At 63.4% G+C, this 13865-nt stretch carries 10 protein-coding genes; 7 read left to right on the top strand and 3 right to left on the bottom strand.

What is annotated here, in order from left to right; translation table 11 throughout:
- The first annotated feature begins 175 nt into the window (after window positions 1–175).
- From IC762_RS25225 to IC762_RS25210, 4 genes are all read left to right on the top strand, one after another.
- Window positions 176–766 carry a TetR/AcrR family transcriptional regulator gene (locus tag IC762_RS25225; RefSeq protein WP_195784907.1) on the top strand — a complete coding sequence of 197 codons (591 nt, stop codon included), beginning with the start codon at window positions 176–178 and terminating at the stop codon, window positions 764–766.
- A 156-nt stretch (window positions 767–922) separates the two neighbouring features.
- The gene (locus tag IC762_RS25220; RefSeq protein WP_246801224.1) at window positions 923–2743 is read left to right on the top strand and encodes a DUF4344 domain-containing metallopeptidase; all 1821 of its coding nucleotides are present in this window, start codon (window positions 923–925) and stop codon (window positions 2741–2743) included.
- A 148-nt stretch (window positions 2744–2891) separates the two neighbouring features.
- Complete coding sequence (locus tag IC762_RS25215; protein ID WP_195784906.1) at window positions 2892–4112, top strand: hypothetical protein; 1221 nt, start codon at window positions 2892–2894, stop codon at window positions 4110–4112.
- Between the two features lie 125 nt (window positions 4113–4237).
- Window positions 4238–5263 carry a DUF4424 domain-containing protein gene (locus IC762_RS25210; RefSeq protein ID WP_195784905.1) on the top strand — a complete coding sequence of 342 codons (1026 nt, stop codon included), beginning with the start codon at window positions 4238–4240 and terminating at the stop codon, window positions 5261–5263.
- Between the two features lie 96 nt (window positions 5264–5359).
- On the opposite strand, the gene IC762_RS25205 is transcribed toward IC762_RS25210, so the two are convergent.
- The 3 genes from IC762_RS25205 to IC762_RS25195 all read right to left on the bottom strand — a co-directional run bounded on the left by IC762_RS25205 (window position 5360) and on the right by IC762_RS25195 (window position 9801).
- On the bottom strand, window positions 5360–5788 hold the full coding sequence (locus IC762_RS25205) for a GlcG/HbpS family heme-binding protein (RefSeq protein ID WP_195784904.1): 429 nt from the start codon (window positions 5786–5788) through the stop codon (window positions 5360–5362).
- Complete coding sequence (locus IC762_RS25200; RefSeq protein WP_195784903.1) at window positions 5781–8759, bottom strand: FAD-binding and (Fe-S)-binding domain-containing protein; 2979 nt, start codon at window positions 8757–8759, stop codon at window positions 5781–5783. The genes IC762_RS25205 and IC762_RS25200 overlap by 8 nt, the downstream gene beginning before the upstream one ends.
- 241 nt (window positions 8760–9000) lie before the next feature.
- On the bottom strand, window positions 9001–9801 hold the full coding sequence (locus tag IC762_RS25195; protein WP_246801689.1) for a GntR family transcriptional regulator: 801 nt from the start codon (window positions 9799–9801) through the stop codon (window positions 9001–9003).
- 132 nt (window positions 9802–9933) lie between these two features.
- Here IC762_RS25195 and IC762_RS25190 point away from each other — a divergent pair, with 132 nt between their 5' ends.
- From IC762_RS25190 to IC762_RS25180, 3 genes are all read left to right on the top strand, one after another.
- Window positions 9934–11136, top strand: coding sequence for a pyridoxal-phosphate-dependent aminotransferase family protein (locus IC762_RS25190; RefSeq protein WP_195784902.1), 1203 nt, complete (start codon window positions 9934–9936; stop codon window positions 11134–11136).
- Window positions 11137–11196: 60 nt separating this feature from the next.
- Window positions 11197–12480, top strand: coding sequence for an MFS transporter (locus tag IC762_RS25185; protein WP_195784901.1), 1284 nt, complete (start codon window positions 11197–11199; stop codon window positions 12478–12480).
- 187 nt (window positions 12481–12667) lie between these two features.
- Window positions 12668–13864, top strand: a complete 1197-nt coding sequence (locus tag IC762_RS25180) for a pyridoxal-phosphate-dependent aminotransferase family protein (protein WP_195784900.1) — start codon at window positions 12668–12670, stop codon at window positions 13862–13864.
- Window position 13865: the final 1 nt, after the last annotated feature.

Genomic DNA, 13865 nt, shown 5'->3' with positions numbered 1-13865 from the left:
ATCCAAACTCGTCTCCATCCGATGGAACCGGGCCATTGGCGCGTCGGTGCCGCGCCGGCAGCGGCATCGTCACGCGGTTCTGTTGACAGGAGAGATAGAACGGTCTGTATAATATGTCTACTCCGGCATCTCGGGTGGATGAGGCCACCGCGGCAAACTCGGCACCGAAGCATCGATGAGCTTGAAAAAGGAGCAGATCATCAAGGTTGCGACCGACCTTTTCTCCCGCCACGGATTCCATCCCGTCGGCGTGGACAGGGTCATCGTCGAATCCGATGTCGCCCGAATGACGCTCTATAACCATTTCCCGGGGAAGGACGACCTGATCAGCGCCGTCCTCGAACGCCGCTATGACGACATCATGTCCAGCCTTCGTGACTCCGTGGAATCGGTGGCTTCGCCAAGAGGCAAGCTGAAAGCCATTTTCCTCTGGCATCAGACCTGGTTCGGCACCCCGGAATTTTCCGGCTGTCTTTTCGAACGCGCGTTGGCCGAATTCGGTACGGACTATCCGAACATCTCAGCCGTCGCGATCCAATACAAGAAAACGATGACGGCGTGGATGAAGGACATTCTCGCGGATATCTTGCCCGAGCAGGCCGCGGCGCGGATTTCTTCGATCCTCATGATCCTGCTGGACGGTGCGACGATCGATGCTCGGGCCTTTCACGATCCGACGGTTGCGAGCAGGGCGTGGGATGCCGCTGAGGCGATCATCGGGACAGAGACCGCGCCCGTTCGCAGGCGGGCCGCACGGAGCCGCTGATGATGGTCGATGCAGCAGCCACCCCTTCGCCCGTCTTCACCACGGCGAGATGAAAGCACTCACGAACAAACCTGGGGCGCGTCGGCTGGAAGGTCCGGCGTGCCAACACCTGATCGGCGAACAATGGAAGCACTTGCAATGGGAAGGCGTCACGTCGTGAAACAGCTCTGGACGAGCATATGCAGCATCAGCGTCCCGAGCGCTGCCCTTCTCGGTCTGATCTGCCTTGCCACGCCGGTCCTGGCACAATCCCAGCCGTCCAATGCTCCCGCGAACGCGACCTCGACACCCGTGGTCGAGAGTGTGCTGAACATCTGGGAAAAGCGGTTGATGCAGGAAGGGCTGATCATCCTCGGCTACTACAACGGCTTTGCCGACGGATCGTTCGGGCAGGGCACACGGGATGCGCTCTCCGCATTCCAGACCAAGCAAGGCCGCGCCGCTACCGGACAAGTCACGGCCGCGGATGCGCTGCGTCTGGCCGGTGCAGCTTTTGGCGTACGCAAGAAGGTCGACTGGCGTCCGCTCGATTCGACGACCGGCATTCGCATGTTCTATCCCGCGGCAATCCTGACCCGTCGGGCGGGCAATCAATCCGGCGGCGAGACGCTGAATTCAGGGGATGACCATATCTCGTTGATGACCTTCCATATCCCTGGGGCAGATTCCAACGGGATCGACGCGCTGTTCGATAAGCAGATGAACGGGCAGAACCAGGTCACCTACAAGTTCCGTCGACAGAACGCGTTCATCCTGTCGGGGACGCGCCAGGGAGGCAAATTCTATACCCGCGTCGAACAGAAGGGCGACGATATCCGTGGCTATGATTTGATCTGGAAGGCCGAGGATGACGTGCTGATGCAGAGAATCTCCGTATTGATCTCCAACGGATTCGACCCCTTCGGTAGGAACGCTGCGGACGGACAGCCGACATATCCGGTGCTGCAGAAGCTTGCCGATCTGGTCGACCAGGACACCTCGCAGCAGGACAAGGGCAATTCCAACAAGCAGGCGCAGGGCGCGCAGTCCGCGAATAGCAGTCCAAATCAAGACGAAGCGGTCGTGGAACGCAAGGATGGCGCTTTGCCGGCACCGACCGACGGCACGCTGGTGACCAGCGATGGTAAGGGTCTGCGCTTTACGTATGAGTATCGGCCACCCGACGATTCTGCGCTGCGCTACGCCTATCAATGGGCCGTCAACACGCACCTGTTCAGCAACATTCCCGAAGTCGACGGCCTCGACGGCATGCTGATGATCCCGCGGCCGTTGCGTTACGTCACGGCGCAATGCGGCACGATCAATGCCTTCTACGCCAAGAAGATCTCGTCCGTCGTGCTGTGCTACGAGATGATCGATAGCTTGACGAAACTCGGAGCCGCCCTGGCCAAGGGTGCTTCCGATCCCAACGCGCTTACGGTCGAGTTCGTCAGGGACAATATTCGCTTTATCCTGTTGCACGAGTCCGGTCATGCGATGATCGACATGCTCGATCTCCCCGCGGTTGGGCGCGAAGAGGATTCGGTCGACCAGTTGGCAGCGGTTCTGCTCTTGGCGCACGTCAACAACGACGAAAGCACCAACGACATCGCCCGCGTGCTGCAACTCGCGGCGACCTGGTTCAAGGTGAACAGCGCCGGCGCTAAGAACGACAATGTGGCGGTTTTCGCCGACGAGCATTCGCTCGACGCGCAGCGCTATTTCAACCTCCTCTGCATTGTCTACGGTCGCGATCCCGACCATTTCCGCGGCATCGTCGATGGCGGCATGCTCCCGAAGGAGCGCGCCAACCGGTGTCCCGATGAATCGGCCAAGATCACGCGGTCCTGGGCACGCCTGTTGCTGCCGCATTTCTCTCCCCGCTTCCGGCCTCGGGATGATGCGGCCCCTGATGACAACCGCAAGAGCGCACCGCCCCCCGCGCAAACCGGCAACCCACTGGAATGGGACGGAAAGTCGAATCCATTCAAGAATTGAGGGGCGCCGTGAACCGTGCGGCACCGAAGCCTCATGGCTAGGCCGATGTGGCGGCGGCTTCGAATATCGAGATCCAACAACCGAGAGGACCGGAAACATGAAGGCCAGGCCGTATTTCGCTGCCGGCATCGCGGCCGCAAGATCGGTCATGAGCAAGGTCGTCCCGCCGGTGGCCTTGCTGCTTGCTTTGGCAAGCCCCGCCATTGCGGTGCCCTCCCGACCCCGGGTCGAACTCTGTGCCGACGTCAAGGATGCGGTGGCGAAGGATGATGCCTTGCGCGGCGCGATGGTTGCCGCTTTCGGCGACGATGTCCATTTCCGGTCCGCTGATGCCGCGGGACAGGGTCACGCGCCCGCATGCGAGAGGCTGGCCGCGCTCCTTCACTTCAGCCGCGCTGACGTGCTTGTCACTGCCCGCGATAGCGCAGGTAAGGCGGCGCATGGCGAGGGCGCCCGATTATCGTCCTATGTCTTGCGGAAATCCGGCGGCGTGCTCAGGCTTGTCACCGTCCGGCGTGACTTCGCCGAGGCAAATGCAGCGTGGGGAAATGCGGGCCGCATCGTTCAGGCGCGTTTTGCCGACGATGACGGAATGATCGTGTCCGGTAGCGAAACCGCGCAAGGCTATACCGACGGCGCGGCCTCCCTCTACGCCTTCAGATCGGGCGGCATCGTCCCGCTGGGTACGATCCCGACCGAATGGGACAATGGCGGTGCCGAAGAAGACGACGGCAAGGTGGTTACAATCAAGGCAACGATCGCGAGTGAGCAGCTGGAGACTGATCGGGTTCATGTCATCTACACCCGCAAGGCCGCTGGCACGAGCCAGACGCAGGAAACGATCTGGCGAACTCGCAACGGAAAATTTGCGCTGGAATCTGGAAGACTCCCCGAGGAGATCGCTGCGGATTTCAAGGTCTCGTCTTCGCCGACAGTCGATGGCAGTTCACCACCTGCCGCTGCCGATGGCGGCCAGTCTGGCCCCATCCTGACGATCGAGGACCGCGAACTTGCGCCCGTGCCGTCAGACGTGTCGAAGGCCGTGAAGCATGATCCTGCCTATGCGGATTCGTGCAAACTGATCGGCAGGCCGATCCTGCCTTCGATCGGAGCAGCACTGCGGACCTATTTTGTCACCACTGCGGACGCGTGTGGATGGGGTTCTGCCGTCGGTCCGATCTGGATCGTCGCCGTCACGAATACCGGACAGGCGCACACCGTGCTCAGTACGGGCGGATATTCCGTCAAGATCGTGGATGCCGTCCGCAACGGCTTTCACGATCTTGCCGTCGGCACCGCGACCGCGTCGACTGAAACCGCTGACGACTACTCTTACGATGGACAGGCCTATCGCAAGAGTCATTCATAGCTGCCTTGAACTTGATGCGTCCGAGCTCGGGGCATCTTTGGCTGAGCGGTGCCGGCCGAACCGGCTCCTTCGCCTTCGCAAGGTGGCTCTCCACCAACATCTCTCAACCCTTAAGCGGGATTCTCATGCGCTTACTGCCCTCCATCCTCGTTTTGCTTGCCGCCGTGCCACTTGCTGCCCGAGCTGACGACAGCACCGCCGCGCTCCGCGCAGGCGGGCTGGTGCTGGCGACGACCGACAAGATCGCGCTTGTTTCCGAGGATCTGTTCCTCTCGGCGAAGGCCGTGCACATCTCGTATCGCTTTCGCAATCTGACGAATGCGGATTTCGAGACGATCATCGCGTTTCCGATGCCGGACATTTCAGGGAATCCAAACCTCAACACGGACATTCCCGACCCCGCCAGCGATAATTTCCTGAAGTTCACGACGCAAGTCGACGGGCGCCCAGTCGAGTCCCAGGTCGAGCAGCGCGCCTTCCTCGCGCCGAATGGCAAGGGCGAAATCGAGATCACCTCCCGGCTAAGGGCATTGCATATTCCGCTGCTCCCAACGGTTGACGCCACCGAGAAAGCCATGGCGGCGCTTCGCGACGATCAGCGTCGCAGCTTGGCTGATGCGGAAATTGTCGAATCCCAGGACTTCAATGACGAAAAGGGCAAGCGCACCGTTCAGGTCCCGCTCTGGACGCTGAAGTCGAAGTTCTGGCGCAAGCAGGTCTTTCCCGCCGGCAAGGATGTCGTGGTTCGTCAGAGCTACAGCCCGAGCCTCGGCAGTCTCTCCAGCCTTTCGTTCGGTTCGCCGGATCAGGATCCGGCTCAGAAGACAGAATATCGAAAGAAATTCTGCACGGACGAGGCGTTCACGAAAGCCGCGCGATCGCTCTACGACAAAGCGCTCGCCGATAACGCCAAGACCTTTCAGGCATTCGAACAGTATTTGTCCTATGTCATCACGTCGGGAGGCCATTGGGCCGGGCCGATCGGTGATTTCAGGCTGGTCGTCGACAAGGGCGAGCCGACGACGCTGGTGTCGTTCTGCGGCGATGGCGTGAAGAAGATCGGCCCGACCACCTTCGAGATGGTGGTGAAGAACTACGTGCCGCAACGCGACATCGACATCCTCTTTCTGAGAACGAGGCTGAACCGATGAGGAGGAGCGGGCGGGCGGCTACGCGGACACGGCACGCTACGAACTGGCCAGTGTTTCGGGCCAGTTGCGGGAGCAGCGTCGACCAGGCCGTTACGATTATCCGGGATTCGCCTTCAGCCCGGCAGCCTCGATGCCCGCGAGCGCGCAGATCTCGTCATTATCAGAGGTGTCGCCGCTGACCCCGACGGCGCCGAGCAGGGTGCTGCCGTCGAGGATCAGGACGCCGCCCGGAACTGGCACCATGCGGCCCTGCGCCAGCGTGTTCACGGCGTCGATGAAATAGGCTTGCTCCTGGGCGCGCTGAAAGATCGCCCGCGATCCCATGCCCAGCGCCAGCGCGCCGTAGGCCTTGCCGTGGGCGATCTCGGCCCGCATCAGGCTGGTGCCGTCCTGCGCCGCCGTCGCCTTCACGGCGCCCCTGATGTCGAGGATGGTGATGACCAGCGGCTTGAATTTCTTCTCGATGCCCTTGGCCAATGCGGCGTCCAGAATCTTGCGGGCGATATCGAGGGTGAGCTCAGCCATGGGCCTCTTCCTTTGTCGGGGATGATTTGTCGGAACCGGATGTCGCACACTTGATGCTCATCGCCAAGACGCGGGCGACGTGAAGCGGCGTGCGCCCGCTGCCGTCGCTGATCTGGTGCCGGCACGAGGTTCCGTCCGCCACGATCAATGTGTCCTGGTCCGCCGCGCGCACGGCCGGCAGCAGCGACAGCTCGGCCATTTCGATCGAGGCCTGGTAGGTATCCGCGCCATAGCCGAACGCGCCGGCCATGCCGCAGCAGCTCGACTCGATGGTCTTGACGTCGAGGCCCGGCACCAGGCGCAACACCTTCTCCACCGGCTTGAACGCACCGAAGGACTTTTGATGGCAATGACCGTGCACAACGGCCTTGTCGGCGACGGCGCCAAGCGGCAAAGCGAGGCGCCCAGCCTCCGCTTCGCGCACCAAAAATTCCTCGAACAGCAGGGCATGCGCGCTGATCGTCTTTGCGCGGGCATCCGATCGCAGCGAAAGCAGCTCGTCCCGCAGCGTCAGAAGACAGCTCGGCTCGAGCCCGACAATAGGCACGCCGCGGGCCGCGAATGGCGCGTAGGTCGCAACCAGCCGGTCGAGTTCTGCGCGGGCCTGGTCGACCAGGCCGGCCGAGAAGAAGGTCCGCCCGCAGCACAGCGGCCGCGTGCCGTCCGACGGTTTTGGCAAGTGCACGCGATATCCGCCGGCAACCAGCACCTCGAGCGCGGCGTCGAGATTCTCGCGCTCATAGCCGCGGTTGAAGGTGTCGGCGAACAGCACGACCTCGCGGCCGTCATGCGGGCCGAATGCCTCGGCGTCAGGCCGGAACGTGTCGCTGCGGAACGCCGGCAGCGTGCGCTTGGCGCTGATGCCGGCGAATTTTTCAAGCAGCGCGCGCAACAGCGGGCTGCGGTTGCGCCAGTTCGCAAGCGGAGCCAACCGCGATGCGAGATCGACGTAGCGAGGGAGATAGCCGACCAGCCGATCGCGCAGCGACAGTCCGTGCGTCTTGGCGCGCGCAGCCGAAACCTCGATCTTCATCTTGGCCATGTCGACGCCAACAGGGCATTCATGGCGGCAGGCCTTGCAGGACACGCAGAGCTTCAACGTCTCCATCATCTCGTCGGAGGCCAGCGCGTCCGGGCCGAGCTGGCCGGAGATCGCGAGCCGCAGCGTGTTGGCGCGGCCGCGGGTGACGTCCTTCTCGTTGCGGGTGGCGCGATAGGATGGGCACATCACGCCGCCCTCGAGCTTGCGGCAGGCGCCGTTGTTGTTGCACATTTCGACCGCGCCCTGGAAACCGCCGCCGGCGCCAGGATAGGCCGACCAATCGAGCACTGTCTTCAATTCACCAATGCGATAATCCGGCGAATAGCGAAACAGCGTGCGATCGTCCATCTTGGGCGGATCGACGATCTTGCCGGGGTTGAGCGTGTTGCCGGGGTCGAAGCGCGCCTTGACCTCGCGGAAATCGGCGACGATGCGCGCGCCGAACATCGTCTCATGGAATTCCGAGCGCACCAGGCCGTCGCCGTGCTCGCCGGAGTGCGAGCCCTTGTATTCGCGCACCATCGCGAAGGCTTCCTCGGCAATGGCGCGCATTGCCTTGACGTCCTTGTCGAGCTTGAGGTTGAGCACTGGGCGGACATGCAGGCAGCCTTCCGAGGCGTGGGCGTACATGGTGCCGCGGGTGCCGTGCTTGGCGAAGATTGCGTTGAGCCGCTCGGTGTAGTCGGCGAGATGCGGCAGCGGCACCGCGCAATCCTCGACGAACGAGACCGGCTTGCCCTCCTGCTTCATCGACATCATGACGTTGAGGCCGGCGGCGCGGAAATCGGCGATGCCGGCCTGCAGCGCCGGCTCGACGATCTCGACCACGCCGCCCCATTTGCGTTGCGGCTTGTCCCAGCCGAAGCCGAGATCGGCCATCAGTTCGCCGAGCTGCTTCAGGCGGGCGAGGTTGTCGGCCTGGTCTTCTTCCGCGAACTCGACCACCAGGATCGCATCCGGATCGCCGCGCACCGCCGCCGAAATGATCGGCTGGAACATCGCGATCTCGCGCCCGAGCGCGATCATGGTGCGATCGACCAATTCCACCGCAATGGGTTGCAGCTTGACCAGATGCTGGGTTGCGTCCATCGCCTCGTAGAAGCTGCCGAAATGGCAGACGCCGAGCGCCTTGTTGCGGATCACCGGCCATAGCTTGAGCTCGACCTGTGTCGTGAAGGCGAGCGTACCCTCGGAGCCGACCAGCAGATGCGCCAGGTTGTTCGGCGCATTGCGCGGCACCAGCGCGTCGAGATTGTAGCCGCCGACCCGGCGCTGCACTTTCGGGAATTTGTCCGCGATCTCGACGGCCTCGCGCTCGCCGAGATCGAGCATGTCGCGAAACAGTTTTAGTCCGCCGTCGGGGGAATTGACCCCCGTGAGATCGCGCGGCACCTCGCCGAAATGCAGCAGCGTGCCGTCGGCAAGCGCCGCATCCATCGACAGCGTGTTGTCGCGCATGGTGCCGTAGCGCAGCGAGCGGCCGCCGCAGGAATTGTTGCCGGCCATGCCGCCGATGGTGGCGCGTGACGCCGTCGAGACGTCGACCGGAAACCACAGGCCGTGCTTCTTCAGTTGTCGGTTGAGATCGTCGAGCACGATGCCCGGCTCGACCACGCAGGTCCGGCTCTCGACGTCGAGCGAAACGATCTTGTTCAGGTGCTTGGACAGATCGACCACGATGCCGTCATTGACGGTCTGTCCGCATTGCGAGGTGCCGCCGCCGCGCGGGGTGACGATGCGGCCATCGTCGCGCGCGATCGCAAGCGCACGCAGCGCCTCGTCGATGGTGCGGGGGACAACCACGCCCGCCGGCATGATCTGGTAGAACGAGGCGTCGGTCGCGTAGCGGCCGCGGTTGAAGGCGTCGAACAACACATCGCCGGTGAGGTTCGATCGCAGACGCTGTTCGAGCGATGAGGCGTTCTTCATCCCAGATCCGATGTGATCCACGAGGCTCCGCCGTCGTGGGGTTATGCATTATACTTGCTTGTTGGTTACATTATGAATTCAAAACGAGCAAGTTGGTCATCCCGAGAGGATGTGAATGTATGACCCTCGATGACGCTACACACTCAATGTCGTCCCGGCGAAAGCCGGGACACATAACCACCGAAGGTCGTTGTTGCGCGACGCTGGGGCCGCAGCCTTCTTCAACAACTCAACCCTGTGGTTATGGGTCCCGGCTTTCGCCGGGACGACGAGCGGACAGAATCCCTGCATCCCCGTCATCCCGGGGCATCGTCTCAGACGCTGCGTCCTGCGCCTCGGCCAGATGCTCGATGGCTGCGGTCCGCTTGTTGCGCAGATGCGCGAACAGGATGTCGCTGAGCTCGCTGCCGGCGCGGCGGCGCAGGGCGTCGAGGATCGCCTCGTGCTCGCGCATTGCCTCGGCCCAGCGCTGCCGCTTGCGGGCGAAATTGGCGGAGTACCTGATGCGTCGGATCCGGCCGGCGAAGTTGGCGTAGGCGGCACGCAGGGTCTCGTTGCGCGCGGCTGCGACGATGCTCTCGTGGATGCGCTGATTGATCTCGAAATAGCCGTGCATGTCACGATGCAGATAGTGGCCGTACATCTCGTAGTGCAGTCGCTCGATCGCGGTGATTTCCTCGTCCGTGATGGCTTCGCACGCCAGTCGCCCGGCGAGGCTCTCGAGCCCTGCCATGACGTCGAACAGCTCCTCGATGTCGCGTTCGCTGAGCCGGCGGACCCGCGCACCGCGATTGGGCAGCAATTCGATCAGTCCCTCGGCGGCCAGCACCTTGAGCGCCTCGCGCAGCGGCGTTCGGGAGATGCCCAGCATTTCGCAAAGCTGGCGCTCGGGAACGCGGGCGCCCTCGGCAATGTTGCCTTCCACCACGTGGTCGCGCAGCCGCAGCAGGATTTCGCCGTGCAGCGAGGCTTCCTGACGGTCGCCGCCGCCGGCGGTCGGCTGCGTGATCGGAACGCCGATTTCGGGAATCGCGGATTTCATATCTGGAACAGTAAGTTGCCAATGCTGTCGCGTCGATGCCTGCAATCGAATACCAAATTTGGATTGAAAAGACAAAAAATGAATGCAAAATGATCCGTCAAGAGGCCGGGATCCGGCGATCAGGAGGTTCTCATGCATCAAGGACGCCATTTTCTCCAGATTCCAGGGCCGAGCCCGGTGCCGGATCGCGTTCTTCGCGCCATGGATATGCCGGTCATCGACCACCGCAGCGCCGAGTTCGGTGCGCTCGGCCGCGCCGTGCTCGAGGGCAGCCAAAGGGTCTTCCAGACCGCGGGCCCGGTGGTGATCTTCCCGTCGTCCGGAACGGGCGCCTGGGAAGCCGCGATTGTCAATACGCTGTCGCCTGGCGACAGAGTGCTGATGGTCGAGACCGGTCACTTCGCCACCCTGTGGCGGCAGATGGCCGGCCGTTTCGGCATCGAGGTCGACTTCGTCTCCGGTGATTGGCGCCGCGGCGCCGACCCGGCCGAGATCGAGGCGCGGCTCAAGGGCGACACTGAACACGCCATCAAGGCGGTGATGGTCGTGCACAACGAGACCTCGACCGGCGCGACCAGCCGGATCGCCGAGATCCGCGCCGCCATCGACCGTACCGCGCATCCGGCGCTGCTGATGGTCGACACCATCTCCTCGCTCGGTTCGGTCGATTACCGCCACGACGAGTGGAAGGTCGATGTCAGCGTCAGCTGCTCCCAGAAGGGCTTCATGCTGCCGCCCGGCCTCGGCTTCAATGCCATCTCGGACAAGGCGCGCGCCGCGTCGCGCACAAATAAAATGCCGCGCTCCTATTTCGACTGGGAGGAGATGCTGAAGCCGAACGCGAAGGGCTTCTTCCCATACACGCCGGCGACCAACCTGCTCTACGGATTGCGCGAGGCGATCGCGATGCTGCTGGAAGAGGGGCTCGACAACGTGTTCGCCCGCCATCAGCGGCTCGCCGCCGCCACCCGTGCCGCCGTCAATCATTGGGGGCTCGAGGTGCTGTGCCGGGAGCCGTCCGAGTTCTCGCCGGTCTTGACCGCGGTGTTGATGCCGCCCGGCCATGATGCCGACCAGTTCCGCAAAATCGTGCTCGACAATTTCAACATGTCGCTCGGCGCCGGCTTGTCCAAGGTCGCCGGCAAGGTGTTCCGGATCGGTCATCTCGGCGAATGCAACGAGCTGACATTGCTCGGCGCGCTGACCGGGGTCGAGATGGGCATGTCGGTTGCCGGCGTCCCGCACCGCGCCGGCGGCGTCGATGCCGCGATGAAGGTCCTGGAGCAGCGTAGCCAAAGCAACGCGTCCCATCTGAAAGTCGTCAGCACGACCTAGCTGTCAACGCCGTCGCGAACGCCAACGTCGAGAAAAATCGCGGACCCGGGAGGGGTGGGGATGAGGTTTCGGTTCAAGGCCACGCATGTCGTGCTGGCCATGCTCTGCGTGATGTATTTCATCACCTATGTCGATCGGGTCAACATCGGCACCGCGGCCAGCGAGATCCAGAAGGAGCTCAGCCTGTCCAACACCGAGCTCGGCCTGGTGTTCTCGGCGTTCGCCTATCCGTATCTGCTGTTCCAGGTGATCGGCGGCTGGGTCGGCGATCATTTCGGCCCGCGCAAGACCTTGTTCTGGTGCGGCATGATCTGGGCCGCGGCGACCATCATGACCGGGTTCGTCGGCAGCCTCACCGCGCTGTTCGTCGCGCGCTTCGCGCTTGGGTTCGGCGAGGGTGCGACCTTTCCGACCGCGACCCGCGCCATGCAATACTGGACGCCGGCGAACCGGCGCGGATTCGCGCAAGGCCTGACGCATTCCTTCGCGCGGCTCGGCAACGCGGCGACGCCGCCGGTGGTCGCGCTGCTGATCCTGTGGCTGACATGGCGCGGCGCCTTCGTCGTGCTCGGCATCGCCAGCCTGGTGTGGGGCATCGTGTGGGTCTGGTACTTCCGCAACGAGCCGAAGGATCACGGCGCCATCACCGCGGCGGAGCTTGCGAGCCTGCCGCAGCGTCCGCAAGGCGCGCGGCCGAAGGTGCCGTGGGGGCCGCTGCTGCAGCGGATGTGGCCGGTGACGCTGACCTATTTCTGCTACGGCTGGTGCCTCTGGCTCTACCTCAACTGGCTGCCGCTGTTCTTCAAGAACAACTACCATCTCGACATCAAGAACTCGGCGCTGTTCGCATCCGGCGTGTTCTTTGCCGGCGTCGTCGGAGACAGCATCGGCGGCGTCATCTCCGATCGTATTCTCGAACGATCAGGCAATGTCCGCCTGGCCCGGCTCAGCGTCACGATCGTGGGCTTCGCCGGCGCGCTGCTGTCGCTGCTGCCGATCCTGTTCGTTCGCGACATCACGGTGGTCGCGCTCTGCCTGTCGGCCGGCTTCTTCTGCGCCGAGCTCGTGATCGGCCCGATGTGGTCGATCCCGATGGACATCGCGGCGAAATATTCCGGCACTGCGGCGGGGATCATGAACACCGGCTCGGCGCTGGCCGCGATCGTCTCGCCGCTGGTCGCAGGCTTCGTGATCGACGCCACCGGAAACTGGTACCTGCCGTTCCTGATGTCGATGGGGTTCTTGCTGCTCGGCGGTGTCTCGGCGTTCCTGATGCATCCCGAGCGGCCGTTCGAGGATGCGGAGGGACTGGTTGCGCCGGGCAAGGTGGTAGCCGCGGAATGAGCGCCTGCACAACCCAACGGGAGCGCCGTCGGATATGCATGACGGACCTCCGCCGGGCGGGGGACAAGCCGGTCAAATAGTGATATGCGAGCGGCTCACCAGAGCGTTTTCGAGCGAAGTGGATTCCGGTTCGCGTGAAGAAAACGCGTCAAGACAAGAGCCGAAGCAAGACCGGGGAAGGACGCCGATGACCGTGCATACTGGAAGGCATTTTCTGCAGATTCCGGGACCGACCAACGTGCCGGACCGGGTGCTGCGGGCGATGGACATGCCGACCATGGACCACCGCGGTCAGGAGTTCGCCGAGATCGGCTTTGCCGTGCTTTCCGCAATGCAGCGCGTGTTCCGGACCAAGCAGCCGGTGATCATCTATCCTTCGTCCGGGACCGGCGCCTGGGAGGCCGCGATCGTCAATACGCTGCAGCCGGGCGACAAGGTGCTGATGTGCGAGACCGGGCAGTTCGCGGTGCTCTGGCACGGCATTGCCGACAAGTTCAAGCTCGACGTCGATTTCATTCCGGGCGACTGGCGGCATGGTGCCGATCTCGAGCAGATCGAGGCGCGGCTGTCGGCCGACAAGGCGCACAAGATCAAGGCCGTCTGCATGGTCCACAACGAGACCTCGACCGCCTGCGTCAGCTATCCGCTCAACGTGCGCAAGATCCTCGATGCGCTCAAGCACCCCGCGCTGTTGATGGTCGACACCATCTCCGGCCTCGGCTCGCTCGAATATGAGCACGATGCCTGGGGCATCGACGTCTCGATCGCCGGCTCGCAGAAGGGATTGATGCTGCCGCCCGGCCTCGGCTTCAACGCCGTGTCGGAAAAGGCGCTGGCCGCGGCCGCGGCCAATCCGGGGATGCGCTCCTACTGGGATTGGCAGGACGTCATCAACATCAACAAGGCCGGGACCTGGCCCTACACGCCCGCGACCAACCTGCTGTTCGGTCTGCGAGAGGCCGTCAAGATGCTCGAGGAAGAGGGGCTCGACAACGTTTTCGCGCGCCACAAGCGCCACAGCGAGGCGACGCGGGCCGCGATCAAGGTCTGGGGGCTGGAGACCCAGTGCCAGGAGCAGGGCGCGCATTCGCCGGCGCTGACCGCGGTGCGGGTGCCCGACGGCCACGACGCCGATCACTTCCGCAAGATCGTGCTGGAGAATTTCGACATGTCGCTCGGCACCGGCCTGAACAAGGTGAAGGGCAAGGTGTTCCGGATCGGCCATATCGGCCACTTCAACGACCTGATGCTGATGGGCACGCTCTCCGGCGTCGAGATGGGCCTCGACCTGGCCAAGGTGCCGCATCGCGGCGGCGGCGTGCTGGCGGCGATGGAGGTCCTGAAGCAGGGCACGGCCGTGCATATGTCAAAGGCAGTCGCCTGAA

The organism is Bradyrhizobium genosp. L, from assembly GCF_015624485.1.
Lineage (GTDB): Bacteria > Pseudomonadota > Alphaproteobacteria > Rhizobiales > Xanthobacteraceae > Bradyrhizobium.
Note: the sequence above shows the minus strand (reverse complement) of the source record. Positions and strands in the feature narration are given on the sequence as shown.